Origin of the sequence: Rhizobacter sp., from assembly GCF_032229685.1 — a bacterium.
In the GTDB taxonomy this organism is placed as follows: domain Bacteria; phylum Pseudomonadota; class Gammaproteobacteria; order Burkholderiales; family Burkholderiaceae_C; genus LMDS01.
Genome location: NZ_JAVTWP010000021.1, coordinates 16,678 through 36,686, shown reverse-complemented (window position 1 = coordinate 36,686; position 20,009 = coordinate 16,678). Strand labels below are relative to the sequence as shown.

The 20,009-nt window shown below is 67.5% G+C and carries 17 protein-coding genes; 11 read left to right on the top strand and 6 right to left on the bottom strand.

What is annotated here, in order from left to right:
* Nucleotides 1–179: 179 nt before the first annotated feature.
* The 7 genes from AC30PD_RS09775 to AC30PD_RS09745 all read left to right on the top strand — a co-directional run bounded on the left by AC30PD_RS09775 (nt 180) and on the right by AC30PD_RS09745 (nt 6,604).
* Entirely contained in the window at nt 180–1,004 is an 825-nt protein-coding gene (locus AC30PD_RS09775; RefSeq protein WP_489535469.1) for an HDOD domain-containing protein, read from the top strand.
* A gap of 69 nt (nt 1,005–1,073) precedes the next feature.
* Complete coding sequence (gene soxY / locus AC30PD_RS09770; protein WP_489535468.1) at nt 1,074–1,532, top strand: thiosulfate oxidation carrier protein SoxY; 459 nt, start codon at nt 1,074–1,076, stop codon at nt 1,530–1,532.
* Between the two features lie 15 nt (nt 1,533–1,547).
* Complete coding sequence (soxZ, locus tag AC30PD_RS09765) at nt 1,548–1,859, top strand: thiosulfate oxidation carrier complex protein SoxZ (RefSeq protein WP_489535467.1); 312 nt, start codon at nt 1,548–1,550, stop codon at nt 1,857–1,859.
* Between the two features lie 112 nt (nt 1,860–1,971).
* Nucleotides 1,972–3,669, top strand: coding sequence for an AMP-binding protein (locus AC30PD_RS09760; protein WP_489535466.1), 1,698 nt, complete (start codon nt 1,972–1,974; stop codon nt 3,667–3,669).
* A gap of 127 nt (nt 3,670–3,796) precedes the next feature.
* On the top strand, nt 3,797–4,660 hold the full coding sequence (locus AC30PD_RS09755; protein ID WP_489535465.1) for a ChbG/HpnK family deacetylase: 864 nt from the start codon (nt 3,797–3,799) through the stop codon (nt 4,658–4,660).
* A 50-nt stretch (nt 4,661–4,710) separates the two neighbouring features.
* On the top strand, nt 4,711–5,403 hold the full coding sequence (locus tag AC30PD_RS09750; protein ID WP_489535464.1) for an LON peptidase substrate-binding domain-containing protein: 693 nt from the start codon (nt 4,711–4,713) through the stop codon (nt 5,401–5,403).
* 49 nt (nt 5,404–5,452) lie between these two features.
* Nucleotides 5,453–6,604: an acyltransferase family protein gene (locus AC30PD_RS09745; protein WP_489535463.1), complete on the top strand. Its 1,152-nt coding sequence runs from the start codon at nt 5,453–5,455 to the stop codon at nt 6,602–6,604.
* Here AC30PD_RS09745 and AC30PD_RS09740 read toward each other — a convergent pair.
* The 6 genes from AC30PD_RS09740 to AC30PD_RS09715 all read right to left on the bottom strand — a co-directional run bounded on the left by AC30PD_RS09740 (nt 6,576) and on the right by AC30PD_RS09715 (nt 12,109).
* On the bottom strand, nt 6,576–7,568 hold the full coding sequence (locus tag AC30PD_RS09740) for a Bug family tripartite tricarboxylate transporter substrate binding protein (RefSeq protein ID WP_489535462.1): 993 nt from the start codon (nt 7,566–7,568) through the stop codon (nt 6,576–6,578). The genes AC30PD_RS09745 and AC30PD_RS09740 overlap by 29 nt on opposite strands.
* 223 nt (nt 7,569–7,791) lie before the next feature.
* Nucleotides 7,792–7,953: a hypothetical protein gene (locus tag AC30PD_RS09735; protein ID WP_489535461.1), complete on the bottom strand. Its 162-nt coding sequence runs from the start codon at nt 7,951–7,953 to the stop codon at nt 7,792–7,794.
* Nucleotides 7,954–7,973: 20 nt separating this feature from the next.
* Nucleotides 7,974–8,210 (bottom strand): hypothetical protein, encoded by a 237-nt coding sequence (locus AC30PD_RS09730; protein WP_489535460.1) that lies wholly within the window; start codon nt 8,208–8,210, stop codon nt 7,974–7,976.
* A gap of 221 nt (nt 8,211–8,431) precedes the next feature.
* Entirely contained in the window at nt 8,432–10,117 is a 1,686-nt protein-coding gene (locus AC30PD_RS09725; RefSeq protein WP_489535459.1) for an ABC transporter ATP-binding protein, read from the bottom strand.
* A 4-nt stretch (nt 10,118–10,121) separates the two neighbouring features.
* Nucleotides 10,122–11,174 carry an ABC transporter permease gene (locus AC30PD_RS09720; RefSeq protein ID WP_489535458.1) on the bottom strand — a complete coding sequence of 351 codons (1,053 nt, stop codon included), beginning with the start codon at nt 11,172–11,174 and terminating at the stop codon, nt 10,122–10,124.
* Nucleotides 11,171–12,109 carry an ABC transporter permease gene (locus AC30PD_RS09715; protein WP_489535457.1) on the bottom strand — a complete coding sequence of 313 codons (939 nt, stop codon included), beginning with the start codon at nt 12,107–12,109 and terminating at the stop codon, nt 11,171–11,173. Before AC30PD_RS09715 ends, AC30PD_RS09720 begins: the two co-directional genes overlap by 4 nt.
* A 337-nt stretch (nt 12,110–12,446) precedes the next feature.
* On the opposite strand from AC30PD_RS09715, the gene AC30PD_RS09710 reads away from it, so the two are divergent.
* From AC30PD_RS09710 to AC30PD_RS09695, 4 genes are read left to right on the top strand one after another with little or no spacing between them, the layout of a single operon-like run.
* Nucleotides 12,447–14,297, top strand: a complete 1,851-nt coding sequence (locus AC30PD_RS09710) for an ABC transporter substrate-binding protein (RefSeq protein WP_489535456.1) — start codon at nt 12,447–12,449, stop codon at nt 14,295–14,297.
* A 6-nt stretch (nt 14,298–14,303) separates the two neighbouring features.
* Nucleotides 14,304–16,118, top strand: a complete 1,815-nt coding sequence (locus tag AC30PD_RS09705) for an ABC transporter substrate-binding protein (protein ID WP_489535455.1) — start codon at nt 14,304–14,306, stop codon at nt 16,116–16,118.
* On the top strand, nt 16,115–17,929 hold the full coding sequence (locus AC30PD_RS09700; protein ID WP_489535454.1) for an ABC transporter substrate-binding protein: 1,815 nt from the start codon (nt 16,115–16,117) through the stop codon (nt 17,927–17,929). The genes AC30PD_RS09705 and AC30PD_RS09700 overlap by 4 nt, the downstream gene beginning before the upstream one ends.
* Before the next feature lie 37 nt (nt 17,930–17,966).
* A complete protein-coding gene (locus tag AC30PD_RS09695; protein ID WP_489535453.1) occupies nt 17,967–20,000 on the top strand; it encodes an acetoacetate--CoA ligase in 2,034 nt (677 codons plus the stop codon).
* Nucleotides 20,001–20,009 lie beyond the last annotated feature (9 nt).

The window sequence follows — 20,009 nt, the reverse complement described above, 5'->3', positions numbered from 1 at the left end:
GACGATGGAAACGCACAGGCCGCAGCGCACACTGCACATGGCCGAAGAAAAAATTCGAAGGGCGCCAGGCAGAGCTTGGCGCCCTTTGTCATTTTTTCAATGGCGGGCACAAATGCCGGGTGAGTGCGGGCCTGTTCTGCGCTTCGGCGCCGCGCTGCGCTCGTAGCATCGAACCCACCATGCCCGTAGATCCCCAACTCCGTTCGCTCAACATCGACATCCCGGCCCAGCCCGAGTCGCTGGTGAAGCTGTCGCTGATGCTGGCCGATGACCAGGTGAACCTGAACGCCGTCAGCGCGCTGATCTCGTCCGACATGGCGCTGGCCTCGGCGGTGCTGAAGGCGGTGAACTCTTCGCTCTACGGCCTGCGCGGCCGGGTGGCGAGCGTGCAGCAGGCGATCACCTACCTGGGCACGCGCGAGGTGGCTTCGGTCACCTTCGAGATGGGCTTGCGCGCGGTGTTCCCGCATGCGCCCGAGCTCGAACCGATGTGGGAACGCGCCAGCGTGCGCGGCCTGCTGATGGGCCGTATCGGCCAGGCGCTGAATGTGGACCCGTGGGCCGCGCACTCGGCCGGGCTGTTCGAGGAATGTGGCAAGGCGGTGCTGTTCCGCCACGCCACCGAACGTTACCGCCCGATGCTGGCGAAGGCCGCCGACGACGAAGAGTTGCTGATGCTCGAACACGCCGAGTTCGGCGTCAGCCACGACGCGCTCGGCGCCGCCCTGTGCGAAAGCTGGGGCCTGGCGCCGCACGCGGTGGCCAGCGTGCGCTTTCACGTGATCGTCAACGCCACGCGCGAACTGCCGATGCAACTGCAGCGGCGCGGCATCTGCGCGCTCTCGGCACTCGCCTGGGCACTGATGACCGACCCGGACTCGCTCGACGAAGTGGCCCTTCTGGTCGCGCCCCAGGCCGACCTCGACCCGACCCTGGTGATGCGTGGCGCCCGCAAGGTGCAAGAGCAGATCGAAGCCGCGGTCGCGCGCGAAAAAAGCGCCTGAGCCGGCGCCGCCTTCGATTCCGCTCTACAGTCCCGGCTCGGCCCATGGCCTGGCAAGGAGACGAAAGAAATGCAAACCCGCAGAGAGCTGCTCGCCCGCAGCGCCGCCGTGGCCGGGCTGCTGGCCGCGGCCGGCCTGTTGCCGGCGCATGCGCAGGCGGCCTGGAACAAGGCCGCTTTCGATTCGAAGACGGTCGACGACGCGATCAAGGCGCTCGGCATCGCCCGCCCTGTCGAAAGCAAGGACATCAACTTCACCGCACCCGACATCGCCGAAAACGGCGCGGTCGTTCCGATCGCTGCGGCCACCACGGCCCCGGGGGTGAAGCGCATCGCGTTCTTCGTCGCGAAGAACCCGACCCCGCTGGCCGGCATCTTCGAGTTCGGCGACACGCTCGAGACCAATGTCTCCACACGCATCAAGATGGCGCAGACCTCGAACGTGATGGCGGTCGCGATCACCGGCGACGGCAAGGTGCTGTTCGCGCAGAAGGAAGTCAAGGTCACGCTCGGTGGCTGCGGCGGGTAAACAAGGAGACCGAACATGTCCGACCCGATGCGCATTCGCGCCCAGGTGCAAGGCAACAGCGCAGTGGTGCGCGTGCTGATGAGCCACGAAATGGAAAGCGGCCAGCGCAAGGACGCGACCGGCGCCACCATCCCGGCCTGGCACATCACCGAAGTGGTGGCCACGCTCAACGGCAAGCCCGTGCTCACGGCGCAGTGGGGCACCGCGATGGCCAAGAACCCGTTCATGCAGTTCACGATCAAGGGCGCCAAGAGTGGCGACAAGATCGGCATTTCGTGGACGGACAACCGCGGCGACAAACGCAGCGACGAGGCCACGGTCGCCTGAACCTCAGAGGCCCTGCACCGGGTAGTCCCACTCTTGGCGGGGCCGGCGTGATGCCCTACCGTGCGCTTCGACGGCGGCGCACGAGGCGTCGCCCCGACCGAGGACCCGCACGATGCCGACCGCCCGTTCCGATGTTGTCCCTGCCGATGCGCTCGCGCTGCAGCGCCTGTACCACTGGGAAAGCACCGCCCCCGACCAGACCCTGCTGACCCAGCCGCTCGGCGGCGGCGCGGTGCGCGACTACACCTGGGCGCAGGTGATGGACGAAACCCGTCGCATGGCCGCGCACCTGAAGGGCCTGGGCTTCGAGCCCGGTTCGCGCATCGCGATCCTGTCGAAGAACTGCGCGCACTGGCTGATGTGCGACTTCGCGATCTGGATGGCCGGCCACGTGTCGGTGCCGCTCTACCCCACGCTCGCAGCCGACACGATCCGCCAGATCCTCGTGCACAGCGAATCGAAGCTGCTGTTCGTCGGCAAGCTCGACGGCTGGGACGCGATGAAACCCGGCATCCCGGCCGACCTGCCCTGCATCAGCACGCCGCTGTCGCCGCCCAACCCGTACCAGACCTGGGAGAGCATCGTCGCGGCCACGCCGCCGCTCGCCGGCAACCCGGTGCGTGACGGCAACGAGCTCGCGACCATCATGTACACGTCGGGCACGACCGGCATGCCCAAGGGCGTGATGCACAGCTTCGCCACCTTCGGCTGGTCGATCAGCACCGCGCTCAAGCGCGTGCCGATCAACCGCCAAGCGCGCATCCTCAGCTACCTGCCGCTGGCCCACGTGGCCGAGCGCACGCTGGTCGAACACGGTGTGCTGGCGACCAGCCTGCACGTGTTTTTCGCCGAGAGCCTGGAGACCTTCACGAAAGACCTGCAGCGTGCGCGGCCGACGGTGCTGTTCTCGGTGCCGCGCCTGTGGGTCAAGTTCCAGCAGGGCGTGAGCGCGAAGATGCCGCCCGAGAAACTCAAGCGGATGCTCAAGATCCCGATCCTGCGTGGCATCGTGCGCAAGAAGATCCTCACCGCGCTCGGCCTGCAGGAATGCGAGTTCGCCGCCGGCGGCGCCGCGCCCATGCCGCCCGAATTGCTGAACTGGTACGCGAGCCTCGGCATGCCGATCATCGAGGTCTACGGCATGACCGAGAACTGCGGCGTTTCGCAGGCCACGCTGCCGGGTGTGCAGCGCCCCGGCACCGTGGGCAAGAACTACGACGGCGTGCAAAGCCGCATCGACCCGCAGACCGGCGAGATCCAGATGACCAGCCCCGGCGTGATGCTCGGCTATTACAAGGAACCCGAGCTCACGCGCGAGGCCTTCACCGCCGACGGCTGGTTGCGCACCGGTGACAAGGGCAAGCTCGACGCCGAAGGCAATCTCATGATCACGGGCCGCGTGAAAGACCTGTTCAAGACCAGCAAGGGCAAGTACGTGTCGCCGGCCCACATCGAAGACAAGCTGGTGATGAACGGCGCGGTCGAAGCCTGCGTCGTCACCGGCGCGAACCTCGGCCAGCCGCTGGGCATCGTGATGCTCAATGCCGAAGCGGCGCAGCGTGCCGGCGATGCCGGGCAGCGCCAGGCGATGGAGGTGTCGCTCTCGGCCCACCTCGACGCGATCAACGCGCGGCTCGACCCGCACGAACAACTCGACTGCCTGGTCGTTGTGAGCAAGCCCTGGACGGTGGAGAACGGCTTCATCACGCCCACCTTCAAGGTCAAGCGCAACCGCATCGAAGAGGCCTACGGCGCGATGTTCGAGCGCTGGACCTCGGCGCACAAGCCGGTGGTCTGGCACCAGGGGTGAGCCCGCGCGCAGGCCAGCGCCTTCGCGCTGGTCTGCGACAGGCAAACGACCGAGCGCTTGCAAGCGCTCAGGCTGGGCGGGGTGGCATGATGCCGCCACCCTCTGCCATGACCTCCACCGCCCGCCCATGAAGGTGCCCGACCCGAAGCCCGCGCGCACCCTGGCCGTGTGTGCCGACGATTTCGGCCTGTCGCCCGGCATCTCGGCCGGCATCGTGCGCTTGGGTGAAGAACGGCGCCTGAACGCGGTGGCCTGTGTCACCAATTCGCCGCACTGGGAAGCGAGCGCGCCCTCGTTGGCACGGCTGCCGAACTCGGTCGACACCGGTCTGCACATCAACCTCACCGAAGGCCGGCCGCTGAGCCCGCGGCTTGCCAAACTCTGGCCGCGCCTGCCCTCGCTGCCGATGCTGACCGCGCGCGCGCACCTCGGGTGGTTGCCGCGCGCCGAACTGCGCAGTGAGGTGCACGCGCAACTGGCTGCGTTTCGCGCCGCCACCGGCGCAGCGCCGAGGTTCATCGACGGCCACCAGCACGTGCACCATCTGCCCGGGCTGCGCGGCATCATTCTCGACATGGTCGAGCACGTGCAGCCGCTGCCCGCGCTGCGCAACACCGGGCGTGTGCTCGGCCCGGGCGCGGGCGTGAAGCGCTGGCTCATCGAACGTGGCGGCGGGCGCGCGTTGGCGCGCGATCTGGCGCAACGCGTGTTGCTGCACAACCCGGCCTTGGTGGGCACACGCGATTTCGCCGACCCCGACTACCGCGCGTCGGTGCAAGCCTGGCTGGCCGAGCTGCCACCCGAAGGCGGGCTCTTGTATTGCCACCCGGGCAAGAGCGCCGCCGGCGACCCGCCCGACCGGATCGCCGCGGCGCGAGGGCGCGAATACGCCTACCTTCGCAGCGAGACCTTTCTGCAAGACCTGGCCGCCGCGGGCGTTACCCTCGGGCGCGTCTGGCAGGCCGGCGCGGCACCGGCGCAGGCGCGCTGACCGAGCCCGCGCGCGCCGCAGGGCCAACCCCGGCCGCTTAGCATCGACGCATGAGCTCGCCGTATTCCACCCTGAAGCAGCTGCCGCTGTTCCCGCTGCAGAGCGTGCTGTTCCCGGCCGGCTCGTTGCCGCTGCGCATCTTCGAGGTGCGTTATCTCGACATGATCGGCCGCTGCCACAAGGCCGGCGAGCCTTTCGGCGTGGTGTGCCTGAGCGAAGGCAGCGACACGCGTCGCCGCGCGCCCGACGATGGCAGCGGCAAGCCGACCGGCGACGGCTTTGCACGCGAGGCCTTCCACCCCGTCGGCACGTTGGCGCGCATCACGAAGTTCGAGCGCCCGCAGCCGGGCCTGATGATGATCGGCTGCGTCGGCACGCAGCGGTTCAGCGTCCAGCGCAGCGAGCAGCTCAAACACGGGCTGTGGGTGGCCGACGTCGAGCTGATCGCCGACGACAACGAGGTGCCGGTGCCCGACGACCTGCACTTCACGCGAGAAGCGCTGCAGGGCCTGGTGCGCAACATCGAAGACAGCATCGAACAGAACGGCGAAGCCGGCTTCGAGATGCCGCTGCTCGAACCCTACCGCTGGGACGACTGCGGCTGGCTCGCCAACCGCTGGTGCGAGCTGCTGCCGCTGGCGCCGGCCTTGAAGCAACGCTTCATGGCACTCGACAGCCCGGTGCTGCGCCTGGAGCTCGTGGCCGACACGCTGGGGCAGATCGGCTTCAAGCTGCCGGGCTGACGCGCTGAAGCGCGGTCTGCCCACGACACCCGCGGGTACGATTGCGCGCATGCGGCGATACGACCTCGACTGGCTGCGCATCGCCGCCTTCGGCCTGCTGATCGGCTACCACGTCGGCATGCTCTACGTGCCCTGGAGCTTTCACGTCAAGAGCGACTACCGCGGCGGGCCGGGGCTGACGGCGGTCATGCTCGCCTTGAACCCGTGGCGGCTGCCGCTGCTGTTCGTGATCTCGGGTGCCGCCACGGCCTTCATGGCGCAAGGCCTCGGGCGCGGCGCGCTGGCCTGGCAGCGCGTCAAGCGGCTGCTGATCCCGCTCGTCTTCGGCATGCTGGTCGTGGTGGTGCCGCAGGTTTATTTCGAGGTGACCGAAGCAGGCCGCTACAGCGGCAGCTTCGTGGCGTTCTGGGGCCGCTACCTTCAAGGCGACCAGAGTTTCCGCACGCCGATCCCCACCTGGAACCACCTCTGGTTCGTGGCCTACCTGCTGGTCTACACGCTGATCGTGGTGGCGCTCGCGCCGAAGCCGCGTGGGGCCGAAGCGGCGCCTTCGGAACCCTCGCGCGCGGCGGCCGTGGCCTTGCTGCTCGGCCCGTGGTTCGTGCTGTGGGTCTTGCGCATGACGCTCTTCCCGCTGTTCGGCAGCAACCACGCGATGGTGCGCGACTGGTACGACCACACGCTGTACTTCGGCATGTTCCTGTTCGGGTTCACGCTCGTCCGGCAGCCCGCGCTCTGGCTCGCGATCGACCGCCTGCGCTGGCCGGCGCTGGTGCTCGCCGTGTGCGGCGCGCTCGTGTTCATCGGCCTGTCATTGGGTTGGGGTGACGTGTTCGCGCCGGGCGAATGGCAACGCGCCGTCGGCCGCGCCGGGCGCGAGGCGCAGGCCTGGGGCGCGGTGCTGGCCGCGCTCGGCTTCGGCCACCGCCACCTGAACCACGACCACCGCTGGCGCGCCTACCTCGTCGACGTGGTCTTCGCGTACTACATCGTTCACCAGACCGCGCTGATCGCGCTCGCTGTCTGGCTCAAGCCGTTACAGCTGGGCGGCGCGCTCGAAGGCACGCTGGTGATCGCCGGCACCGCGATCGCCTGTGTGGTCACGGCCGAAGTGGCGCGCCGCATCGCGTGGTTGCGGCCGCTGTTCGGCTTTCGGCCCGAGCCGCGCCCGCTCAGTCGACCTTCGCCCCCGACACCTTGACGACCTGCGCCCACTTCTTCGTCTCGGCGGCGATGAAGCGGGTGAACTCCGCGGGCGGCTGACCGCCCGGGATCGCGCCTTGCGACAGCAGCCGCTCCTTGAACGTCGGCGACTCGAAAGCCTTGGCGGTTTCCTGCTGAATGCGGTTGACGATGTCGGCCGGCGTGCCGGCCGGCGCCAACAGACCGAACCACGAACTCGCGTCGAACCCTTTCAGGCCGCCGGCTTCGGCCACGGTGGGCACGTCGGGCAGGGCGGCGCTGCGCTGCGCGCTTGTCACCGCCAGCGCCTTCAGTTTGCCGGCCTTGATCTGCGGCAGCGCCGAGGGCAGGTTGTCGAACATCACGTCCATCGTGCCGCCGATCAGGTCGAGCAGCGCCGGGCCCGAGCCGCGGTACGGGAAGTGCAGCATGAAGGTGCCGGTCGCGCTCTTGAACAACTCGCCCGACAGGTGGATCGAGGTGCCGTTGCCGCTCGACGCCATGTTGAGCTTGCCGGGGTTGGCCTTGGCATAACGGATCAGGTCGGCCACGTTGTTGACCTTGTAGGCCTCGGCCTTGGCCGGGTTGATCACCAGCACGTTGGGCACGCCGGCCACCAGCACGATGGGCGCAAAGTCTTTCACCGGGTCGAACGGCATCTTCGGGTACAGCGCCGCGTTGATCGACTGCGTGCCCACGGTGCCCATCAGCAGGTTGTAGCCGTCGGGCGGTGACTTGGCGATGAGGTCGGCGCCCAGGTTGCCGCCGGCGCCGGGCTTGTTGTCGATGATGAAAGGCTGGCCGAAGGCCTTGCTCAGCTCGGGCGCGAGCGCGCGCGCCAGGATGTCGGTGGTGCCGGCCGGGGCGAAGGGCACGACGATGCGCACCGGCTTGTTCGGCCAGGCGCTCTGCGCGAACAAGGCGCCCGGGATCAGGGAAGCGCCCACGCTGGCGAGCAGGTGGCGGCGGCGAATCGAATGCATGTGTGAACCCTCGTCAACGCAACGCACCCATGCGCGCGAGCACGGAGTGTCTCGCAGCGGCGTGGCGGTGGTTCTGAGGGCTTGCCCGCGGTGAGGGGCGGGCAAAAAAATAAGGGGAGCGGGACAGATTTTGCCGGGGCTCGCTCTCGACTCCCCCCAGGCCTGCCCGCTCCCCTGTGGACCGTGTGCGTCCCCCGGAAAGTGGTCTAACGAATCTTCTGCTTCAGCGTGCGGCGCCGGGCCGCTGGAACAAGGACAGCTGCGCCGGAGCGCGGCGGCTCTGCAACACATGCGACGTGCTCGGCGGCAGGGCCGCCAGCGGCGCGCGGGGCATCGCCTTCAGGCTGACGCCGGGAATCGGGGCGAGTGCGCGCGGAGGTGCCATGGTGCTCTGCTCCGCCGGGCTCATTGGCCGACGCCGTGGCCGAACTCGCTCTGCGCGAACGCTGCGAGCGGGCCCGTCACCGGCAGGAAGATGCTGGCCGCACGACCGACCCAACCCGACAAGTCCATCGCCGTCGGCAAACGCGCCGCGGTCGGCTGCGACAGGCGCAGCAGCGACGACGCGCCGCTGCGGCAGCTCGGGCCTGTGGGGCGCGCGCGGCGCGCGAAGGCGGTGGGTTTGGTGCGGATCAGCGGCATGGCAACGACGTCCTTGTAAGCTGGTTTCGGCGCGGGCTTCGCAGGCTTCGGCTCGAACTCTCTGTGCCAAGCTTTTCGCAACCTCTGTGCCAAGCCGGGGCGCCGAGCAAAGTGCGGCTTATTTCACGTTCTGCGCCGCGAGTCGTTCTGGCCCACTGTCGAAATGCGGCCGAACAGTAAGCAAACGCTTACAGCGTCGACTTGTTTGGTCGTGGCCCCGGTCAGGCCGCCGCGCGGTAGCCGCGCGGAATGGCCCCGAGCAGCCGCCGCGTGTACTCCTGTTGCGGCGCGTCGAGAATCTGCGCCACGCTGGCCTGCTCGACCACTTCGCCGTCTTTCATCACCAGCACCTCGTCGGCCATGAAGCGCACCACCGCCAAGTCGTGGCTGATGAAGATGTAAGCGAGCCCTAGCTCATCTTGCAGGTCTTTCAGCAGGTTGAGCACTTGCGCCTGCACCGACACGTCGAGCGCGCTCACCGCTTCGTCGAGCACCAGCACTTCGGGGTCGAGTGTCAGGCAGCGTGCGATCGCCACGCGCTGGCGCTGGCCACCGGAAAACTCGTGCGGGTACTTGTCCATCGCCGCTTCATCGAGGCCCACCTTGAGCAGCAATGCACGCGCGCGCGCTTCGCGTTCGTCGTTGTCTTTGCCGATGTTGTGAATCGTCATCGGCTCGACCAGCGTCTGGCCGACCGTGAAGCGTGGGTTCAACGACGCGTACGGGTTCTGGAAAACGACCTGGATGCGCTTGCGCATCGGCAGCATCTCGCTCTTGCTCAAGGCCAGCAGGTCGACGCCGTCGAAGGTGACGCTGCCACCCACTGGCCCGCCGCTCGGCTCGTGCAGGCGCAGCAGCGCCAGCCCCATCGTCGTCTTGCCCGAACCCGACTCGCCGACCACGCCCAGCGTGTGGCCCTGGCGCAGCTTGAAGGTGGCGCCGCGCACGGCCTTGAATTCCTTGCGGCCGAACACGCCGCTCTGCAGCCAGAAGCTCTTGGTCAGGCTGCTCGCTTCGATGATCACGCGGGCGTTCGGGTCCTTCGCTTTGCTCGTGCTCGCGGCGGCGCGGCCGGCGATGTGGTCGTCGATCACCATCAGGCGCGGCGCGCGCTGCTCGAGCGTGGGCCGGCAGGCCAGCAGCGCCTTGGTGTACGCGTCTTGCGGCGCCTTGAAAATGCCGGCCACGGCGCCCTGCTCGCGCACCGTGCCCTGGCGCATCACGACCACGTGGTCGGCAATCTCGCCCACCACGCCGAGGTCGTGGCTAATGAATAGCATGCTCATCTGGTGACGCGCTTTCAGCCCGGCCAGCAGCTCCATGATCTGGCGCTGGATCGTCACGTCGAGCGCCGTGGTCGGCTCGTCGGCGATCAGCAGCTTGGGCTCGCAGGCCAGCGCCATCGCGATCATCACGCGCTGCTGCTGGCCGCCCGAGAGCTGGTGCGGGTAGGCCGAGAGGCGCCGCTTCGGCTCGGGCATGCCCACTTCGTTGAGCAGCGCTTCGGCGCGGGCCATCGCCTGCTTCGCGCCCAGCCCCAGGTGTTTCATCAGCGGCTCGCAGATCTGCTGGCCGACCGTGAACACCGGGTTCAACGAGGTCATCGGGTCCTGGAACACGCAGGCGATTTCCTTGCCGCGCAGTTTCTGCAGCTCCGCCAGCGGTGTGGCCAGCATGTCGCGGCCCTGGAACGTGATGGCGCCGGCGCGCTCGGCGTTGTCGGGCAGCAGGTTCAGGATCGACATCGCGGTCACGCTCTTGCCCGAACCCGATTCGCCGACGAGTGCGATGGTGGTGTTCTCGGGCACGTCGAAGCTCACGCCCTTGACGGCCTCGAAGCGCTGCACCACGCCATTGGTCTTGCCGAGGCGGAAGGCGACCCGCAGGTCTTTGATACTGAGGAGCATCTTCTTATTCCAGTCCGCGCAGCTTGGGGTCGAGCGCATCACGCAGCGCGTCGGTCATCAGCGAAAACGCGGTCACGAACACCGCCATGAACAGCGTGGCCGCCGCGAGCTGCCACCACTGGCCGAGGATCAGCTGGCTCTGCGCTTCGGCGAGCATCGTGCCCCACGAGACCTGGTCGACGCCGACGCCGAGGCCCAGGTACGACAGGATCACTTCAGACTTGATGAAGCCGACCACGTGGATCGAGAGCTGCACCAGCACCACGTGGCTCACGTTGGGCAAGATGTGCCGGAACATGCGCGAACTCGTGCTGGCGCCGATGGCTTCGGCCGAGCGCACGTAGTCGCGCACCGCGTGTTTGATGAACTCGGCCCGCACCAGCCGGTAAATGCCGGTCCAGCCCGCCAGACCGAGGATCAGCACCACCGAGCCCACGCCGCGCGGGAACACCGCCGCAAAAGCGAAGATCAGCAGGATGCTCGGGATCGCGGTGAACACGTTGTAGAGCCACTCGAGGAAGTCGCCCGCCCGCCCCCCGAAGAACCCGGCGATGGCGCCCAGCAGCGTGCCGATGAAGGTGGCAAGCAGGGCGGCCGACACGCCGACCAAGATCGACACCTGCGCGCCCTTCACCGCCTTGGCCAGCACGTCGCGGCCGAGCCGGTCGCCGCCGAAGGGCAGCGTGAGCGCCCGCACCGCTTCGGTGGTCTGGTACTTCTTGGCCGCTTCGTCCCATTCCTTGTAGCGCGGTGCGAGCGGGTCGATCGCCGAGATGTCGATGTTCGGGCCGGTGGGCGCGGCGACAGCGGCGCTCTCGGTGGCCGCGGCCGGGCCCATGAAGGTGGGCGGCGCATCGGGCACGCCGGTTTCGGCTTGCCAGTCTTTCGCCACCAGGCCGAGCCCGGAAGCGATCACGAGCAGCAGGAACAACACCACGATCACGAGCGAGACCATGCCGACGCGGTCGGTGCGAAAGCGTGTGGCCGCGGCCGACCACACGCCGCGCGCGCGGTTCTGGCTCACCGTGAGTTGAGGACTCACCAAGCTACCGCTCATTTCAGCACCACCCGTGGGTCGACCAGCTTGTAGAGCACGTCGGTCAGCAGGTTCACGAACATCGTGATCACCGCTGTGTAGATCGCGAAGGCCTGGATGACGGGGTAGTCGCTGCGGTTCACCGACAGCCACAGTTCACGCCCCAGCCCGGGGATGGAAAAGAACACCTCGATCAGGAACGAGCCGACGAAGATGCCCGGCAGCGCCACGGCCACGTTGGTCAGGATCGGGATCATCGCGTTGCGCAGCACGTGCTTGAGCAGGATCGTCTGCTCGGTCAGGCCCTTGGCGCGGGCCGTGCGCACGTAGTCGTGGCCGATCTCGTCGAGGAAGAAGCTGCGGTACAGGCGCGTGGTCGGTGCGAGCGACACCGCCACCGCCAGCAGCACCGGCAGCGGCGAATACACGCGCAGGTTGGTCCACAGGCTGTCGCTCCAGCCCTGCACCGGGAACATGCCGAGCTGGAACGCGAACACGTACTGGCCGACGATCACGTAGACCAGGAACGAGATCGAGAGCGCCACCGTCGTCAGCATCATGATGCTGCGGTCGGTGAGCGAGCCGCGCACATAGGCCACGCCCATCGCGAACGGAATGGCGAGCAAGGTGTCGAGGATCAGGATCGGCACCATCACCGTCAGCGTGGCCGGCAGTCGCGTGGCGAACAGGTGGCCGACGGCTTCGTTGGTGGCCCAGCTCTTGCCCCAGTCGAAGGTGACGATCTGCTTGATGAAGATCCAGAACTGCGTCCAGAGCGGCTCGTTCAGGCCCAGCTGCTGGCGGATCGCATCGACCTGCGCCTGCGTGGCGTTCAGGCCACCGAGAATTTCGGCCGGGTCACCACCAAAGCCCTTGAACAAAAGAAACACCAGCAGAACGACGCCGAACAAAGTCGGGATCATTTGCCACAGGCGTCGAATCAGGTAGGCCGCCATGGCTCGAAATACTCCTCATCCAGTCAAGTCGGGGCACCGCGCATCACGGCAACGCTCGTGGCGGGCCGGGGTGTTCAGGTGCAAGCGCCGGCGAGTCTAGGGCCTGAACAGCCCGCGACTCCCCCGCATTTGCCCTGTTTCACGCCGGGCGCTGCAAAGCCTGCGGGCACGCAATTCGCGTGCCTCTGGCACGGCGCGCGGGCCGAAGCATAGTGCTTGCACCGGGGCCGATAACCCGGCGCGCCGCCTAGACTCGCGCCTTCGATAGAGTTCACGAGCCCATCCGCCCACCGGCGAGGGCCGAGGTCTTCACGTGATCCCACAAGGAACGCTTTCCATGCCGATTCGCGCCATGCTGCGCCTCTTGCACTTGCTGCGCGCCGGCGTGGTGGCGGCGTGTCTTTCGCTGCCGGCCGGTCCGGCCCTGCTGGCGGCCGACGCGCCCGCCGCGGCGGCGCCGCTCAAGGTGCTGCGCTACGCCTTCCGCGTCGCCGAAACCGGCTTCGACCCGGGGCAGATCTCCGACCTGTACTCGCGCACCATCGCCGCGAACATCTTCGACGCGCCGCTGCAGCTCGAATTCCTGGCCCGCCCGGTGCGCGCCCGGCCGAACACCGCCGCGGCCATGCCCGAGGTCTCGGCCGACTACAAGACCTTCACGTTCACGATCAAACCCGGCATCTACTTCGCCGACGACCCGGCCTTCAAGGGCAAGAAGCGCGAGCTGGTCGCGCAGGACTACGTCTACTCGATCAAGCGCCACTACGACCCGAAGCTGAAGAGCCCGAGCCTGTATTCGTTCGAGAACGACAAGATCCTCGGCCTGAGCGAGCTGCGCCAAGAGCTGATCAAGGCCGGCAAACCATTCGACTACGACCGCGAGGTCGAAGGCCTGAAGGCGCTCGACCGCTACCGCTTCCAGATCAAGCTTGGCGAAGGCAATCCGCGCTTCGTCGAAGACATGACCGACGGCTCGGTGGTCGGCGCGGTCGCGCGCGAAGTGGTCGAAGCCTATGGCGACAAGATCATGGACCACCCGGTCGGCACCGGCCCGTTCAAGCTCGGCGAGTGGCGCCGCTCGTCGCGCATCGTGCTCGAACGCAACCCCGGTTACCGCGAGGTCTACTACGACGAAGAAGCGCCGGCCGACAACCCGGTGGCGCAAGCCATCGCGGCCAAACTCAAGGGCCGGCGCCTGCCGATGATCGACCGCGTCGAGGTCGGCATCATCGAAGAAAACCAGCCGCGCTGGCTGTCTTTCCTGAACAAGGAATACGACCTGGTCGAAGAAGTGCCAGCCGACTTCGCCGACCGCGTGATGCCCGGCGGCCAGCTTGCGCCCAACCTCAAGCGCAGCGGCATCCAGATGGTTCGTTATGCGCGTGCCGACGTGGCGTTGTCGCTCTTCAACCTCGAAGACCCGATGGTCGGCGGCTACACGCCCGAGAAGGTGGCGCTGCGCCGCGCGATCAGCCTCGCGGTCGATCTCGACAAGGAAATCCGCCTCGTGCGCAAGCGCCAGGCCATGCCCGCGCAAGGCCCGATCGGCCCCGGCACCTGGGGTTACGACCCGGCTTTCCGCAGCGAGATGAGCGAGTTCAACCTGGCCCGCGCCAAGGCTTTGCTCGACCTGTACGGGTACAAGGACAAGGACGGCGACGGCTGGCGTGACCAACCCGACGGCTCGCCGCTGCTGCTCGAGTACGCCACGCAGGCCGACGGCGAAAAGCGCCAGCTCGCCGAGCAGTGGCAGAAGAACATGGACGCGCTCGGCGTGCGCATCAAGTTCCGCATCGCGCAGTGGCCCGAGAACCTGAAGGCTTCGCGCGCCGGCAAGCTGATGATGTGGGGCGTGGGCTGGAGCGCCGGGCCCGACGGCGCCGGCTTTCTCGAACTCGGCTACGGGCCGAACAAGGGCCAGGCCAACCATTCGCGCTTCGACCTGCCGGCCTTCAACGCGCTCCATGAGAAGCAGAAGGCCCTGCCCAACGGCCCCGAGCGTCAGGCTGTGATGACGCAGGCGCAGGCGCTGATGGTGGCCTACGTGCCCTACAAGATCCACGTGCACCGCATCTGGACCGACCTGGCCCAGCCCTGGGTCGTGGGTTACCAGCGCAACGTGTTCCTGCGCGAGTTCTGGAAGTTCGTCGACATCGACTCGGCCGAGCTGGCCCGGCGTTCACAGTGAGATGACATGAGTTCGTTGAAGACCGTATTCCTGGGCGCGGCCATCGCGCTGGCGGTGGTGGCGCCGAGCAGCGCGCAGGCGCCTTCCGCGCCGGCCAAGAAGGTGTTGCGCTACGCCTTCGAGGTGGCCGAGACCAGCCTCGACCCGGCCAAGGTCAACGACCTGTACTCGCGCACGCTCACGCCGCACATCTTCGAGGGCCTGTACAAGTACGACCACCTCGCGCGGCCGATCAAGATCAGGCCGCTCACGGCGGACGGCATGCCGCAGGTTTCGAGCGACTTCCGCACCTGGACGGTGAAGGTCAAGCCCGGCATCTACTTCGCCGACGACCCGGCGTTCAAGGGCAAGAAACGCGAGCTTGTCGCGCAGGACTACGTCTACTCTTTCAAGCGCCTCGCCGACCCGGCCAACAAGAGCCCGGTGTGGTCGGCGATCGAGACCGACAAGATGATCGGCCTGAACGAACTGCGCCAGTCCGGGCTCGACAAGAAACAACCCTTCGACTACAGCCGCGAGATCGACGGGCTGAAAGCGCTCGATCGCTATACGCTGCAGATCAAGCTCGAAGACCCGCGCCCGCGCTACATCGAATCGCTCGCCAACAGCGACATCCTGGGTGCCGTGGCGCGCGAGGTGATCGAGTTCTATGGCGACAAGGCCGAAGAGCACCCGGTGGGCACCGGCCCGTTCAAGCTGGTGCAGTGGCGGCGCAGCTCGTTCATCGCGTTCGAGCGCAACCCCGACTTCCGCGAGATGCTCTACGACGCCGAACCCACCGCAGACGACGCCGAAGGCCAGGCGCTGCTCGCGCGCTTCAAGGGCCGGCGCCTGCCGATGGTCGACCGCGTCGAGATCTCGGTCGTCGAAGAAGAGCAGCCGCGCTGGTTGTCGTTCGTCAACGGCGAGGCCGATCTCGCCTACCGCGTGGGCTACCAGTTCGTGAACCAGGCGGTGCCGGGCGGCAAGGTCGCGCCGAACCTGGCCAAGCGCGGCCTGCGCGCCTACCAGGTGGTCGAGCCGGCGAGCAACTACCTGATCTTCAACATGGACGACCCGACCGTCGGCGGCTACACGGCCGAGAAGGTCGCGTTGCGCCGCGCCGTCAGCCTGGGCATGGACACTGCCAACGAGATCGCCTACGCCTACAACGGCCAGGGGGCGGTGGCGCAGTCGGTCTTGCTGCCGTTCACCTCGGCCTTCGACCCGAAGTTCAAGAGCGAGTTCGGCGACTACGATCCGCCGCGCGCCAAGGCCCTGCTCGACCTCTACGGCTACAAGGACAAGGACGGCGACGGCTGGCGCGACATGCCCGACGGCTCGCCGCTGGTGCTCAACATCGCCAGCGAAGCCGACCAGCGCCGGCGCAAGATCATGGAGATCATGAACAAGAACATGAAGGCGCTGGGCATCCGCACCGAGTCGAAGATCGCGCAGTGGCCCGAGAACCTGAAAGCCGCGCGCGCCGGCAAGCTGGCCATGTGGTCGGTGGGCGCTTCGGCCGACGCACCCGACGCCATCGGCGCGCTGGCGCGCTACGACAGCCGCGAGTTCGGTGGCCAGAACATGGCACGTTTCAAGATGCCCGAGTTCGACAAGCTCTACGACCGCCTGCAGGCTGTGCCCGACGGCCCCGAGCGCACGGCCATGTTCGAGCAGGCGCAGAAGATCGCGCTCGCCTACATGCCCTACAAGTTCAAACTCAACCGCATCTCGACCGACATGAGCTACCCGCAGCTTCTGGGCTACCGCCACCCGGTGTTCTGGCAGGAGTTCTGGCACTACGTCGACATCGACGACTCGCTGCGGCCACCCCGATGAAGCTGCTCTGCCGCATCGGCCTGGCGGCGCTGCTGGGCGCGCTCGCGCTGCCCGGCGCGCAGGCCGCCGAGGCGGCGCAGAAAGTGCTGCGCCTGGGCTTGCGCAGCGCCGAGACGGGCTTCGACCCGGCGCAGATCAACGACCTGTATTCGCGCCAGGTCACCGCGCACATCTTCGAGGGCCTGTACACCTACGATCACCTGGCGCGGCCCTACAAGCTCAAGCCGCTGACGGCCGACGGCATGCCGGAATCGTCGGCCGACTTCAAGACCTGGACGATCCGCATCCAGCCGGGCATCCACTTCGCCGACGACCCGGCCTTCGAAGGCAAGAAGCGCGAGCTGGTCGCGGCCGACTACGTCTACAGCTTCAAGCGCTTCTTCGACCCGGCGCTCAAGAGCCCGGCCTACAACGGCCTGGCCGAAGACGGATTTGTCGGCCTGGAAGCGCTGCGTGCCGAAGCTTTGAAGAACAAGCGACCTTTCGACTACGGCCGCGAGGTCGAAGGCGTGAAAGCACTCGACCGCTACACGTTGCGCTTCACGCTCGCCAACCCGCGGCCGCGCTTCGTCAACACGCTGACCGACAGCAGCATCTTCGGCGCGGTGGCGCGCGAGGTGATCGAGCGCTACAAAGACGACCTGATGGCGCACCCGGTCGGCACCGGCCCCTACGTGCTGAAGCAGTGGCGGCGCAGTTCGCTGATGGTGCTCGAGCGCAACCCCGGCTACCGCGAACGCGTGTTCGACGCCGAGCCGAACGCCGACGACGCCGAAGGCCAGGCGCTGCTGGCGCGCTTCAAGGGCCGGCGCATCCCGATGGTCGACCGCGTCGAGCTCAGCGTGATCGAACAGAGCCAGCCGCGCTGGCTCGCCTTCCTGAACGGCCAGATCGACCTGATCGACCCGGTGCCACCCGATCTCGCCAAGGCCGCGGTGCCGAACGCCAAGCTCGCGCCGAATCTGGTGAAAAGAGGCATCGCCGCGCACAGCATCGTCAATTCCGACGTCGGCTTCACCTACTTCAACATGGACGACCCGCTGGTCGGCGGCCTCACGCCCGAAAAGGTGGCACTGCGCCGCGCGATCAGCCTGGCCTACGACGTGGAAGCCGAGATCCGCCTGGTGCGCAACGGCCAGGCGATTCCAGCGCAAGGCCCAGTCGTGCCGAACACCTATGGCTACGACCCGAAGCTCAAGACCGCCAACAGCGAATTCAACCCGGCCCGTGCAAATGCGCTGCTCGACCTCTACGGCTATAAAGACCGCGACGGCGACGGCTGGCGCGAAACCCCCGACGGTTCGCCGCTGGTGCTCGAAATCTCCACCCAGGCCGACGAACTGCAGCGCCAGCTCGACGACCAGAAGCGCAAGAGCCTGAGCCTGATCGGCATCCGCTCGAAGATGCGCATCCAGCAGTTCGCCGAGAACCTGAAGGCCGGGCGCGCCGGCAAGCTGATGGTGTGGTCGCTCGCCAGCTCGGCCGCGTCGCCCGACGGCTTCGGTGGCCTCGCGCGGGTCTACGGCCCGCAGTCGGGCGGCCAGAACTTCGCACGCTTCAAGCTGCCGGCGGTCGACGCGATCTACCAGCGCATGAACGAGCTGCCCGACGGGCCGGAGCGCCTCGCGCTGTTCAACGAAGTGGTCAAGCTCGTCGTGGCCTACGCGCCCTACAAGTACCACACGCACCGCATCTACGTCGACCTGACGCAGCCCTGGCTCATCGGCTACCGGCGGCCGCTGTTCTGGCAGGAACAGTGGTCGTACATGGACGTGGACATGGCGCTGCGTGCCGCCAGGGTCGACGACTGACACCACCGCCGCATCAGTGAAGCATCAGAGAAGCACGATGGCCGCCACCCACCTGCCCGAGCCCCGCATCGAGCCTTACCTGCGCTGGCTCGCGCAGGAACGAGGCCTGCACTTCGACGCGTCGACGCCCGGAAACTACGACAAGTTGTGGCGCTGGTCGGTCAACGACCTGCCCGCGTTCTGGGCCACGATCTGGGACCACTTCGGCATGCAGTCGCCCACGCCGTTCGAGGCGGTGCTGGCCGACGCGAAGATGCCCGGCGCGCGCTGGTTCCCCGGCGCGCAGGTGAACTACGCGCAGCATCTGTTCAGCCATGCCGACGCCGCCCACGCGGCGGGCCACCCGGCCATCGTGTTCGCCAACGAGGCGATGTTCGAGCGGGGTGAATTGACCGAGATCAGCTGGCCCGAATTGCGCCGGCAGGTGGCGTCGCTCGCCGCCGCACTGCAGACGATGGGCGTGCAGCCGGGCGACCGCGTCTGCGCGATCCTGCCGAACATTCCGCAGACCGTGGTCGCCTTTCTGGCCTGCGCCAGCCTCGGCGCGGTGTGGTCGGTGTGCTCGCCCGACATGGGGCCGGTGGCGGTGCTCGACCGCTTTCGTCAGATCGAGCCCAAGGTATTGATCGCGTGTGACGGCTACACCTATGGCGGCGTGGTGCACAACCGCCTCGAGGTGCTGCGTGGTCTGCTGGCCGAGTTGCCGAGTGCGCGCGAAGTGGTGTTGCTGCGGTATCTGGACACCGCGCAGGTTGCGCCGGCAAGCCTCGTGCCGCCGCACGGCAGGCTGCACGACTTCAGCGAGCTCACCTCGCACGACCTGCCCTTCGCGCCGGCCTGGCTGCCCTTCGACCACCCGCTGTGGGTCGTCTATTCGAGCGGCACCACCGGCCTGCCCAAGCCGATCGTGCACGGCCACGGCGGCGTGATGATCGAGGCGCTGAAAGCCAACGCGCTGCACAACAACGTCGGCGCGAGCATCGACACCGGCGACCGCTACCACTGGTACAGCAGCACCGGCTGGATCATGTGGAACTCACAGGTGGGCGCGCTGCTCGGCGGCACCACGATCTGCATCTACGACGGCAACCCCGGCGGGCGCGTCGGCGCCACCGACATGTCGACGCTTTGGCGCTTTGCGGCCGCGGCCGGCACCACGTTCTTCGGCGCCGGCGCGGCTTTCTACGCGAACTGCCTGAAGGCCAGCGTCGAACCGATGAAGCAGGCCGACCTGTCGAAGCTGCGCGCGATCGGCTCGACCGGCTCGCCGCTCGCGGTCGAGTCGTACCGGTGGGTCTACGAGCAGATGCCTCAACGCGATGGCCGGCCCATCTGGCTTACCGCGATCTCGGGCGGCACCGACTTTGCGGGCGCCTTCGTCGCCGGCATGCCCACGCTGCCGGTCGTGATCGGCGAGATGCAGGTGCGCTGCCTCGGCGCTGACGTGGAAGCGTGGAACGAAGCCGGTCAGCCGCTGGTCGGCGAGGTGGGTGAGCTGGTGTGCATCAAGCCGATGCCGTCGATGCCCTTGTACTTCTGGCATGACAAGAACAACCAGCGCTATCACGACAGTTACTTCGACATGTACCCCGGCGTCTGGCGCCACGGCGACTGGCTCCGCATCACGCCGCGCGGTGGCGCCATCATCTATGGGCGCAGTGATGCGACCATCAACCGCCACGGCATCCGCATGGGCACGGCCGAGCTCTACAGCGCGGTCGAGGCCCTGCCCGAAGTGCTCGACAGCCTGGTCGTCGACCTCGAATACCTCGGCCGCGAGAGTTACATGCCGCTCTTCGTGGTGCTGCGCGACGGGCTGGTGCTCGACGCCGCGTTGACGAAGCAGCTCAAGCACAACATCAAGGCCGCGCTTTCGGCACGCCATGTGCCGAACGAGATCTTCCAGGTCAGCGCCGTGCCGCGCACGCTGTCGGGCAAGAAGATGGAGCTGCCGGTGAAGAAGCTGCTGATGGGCACGCCGGCCGAGCAGGTCTTCAAGCTCGACGCAATGGCCAATGCCGACTGCGTGGCCTGGTTCACCGCGTTCGCGGCGGCACGCCACAAGGGGTGAGCCGGTTCG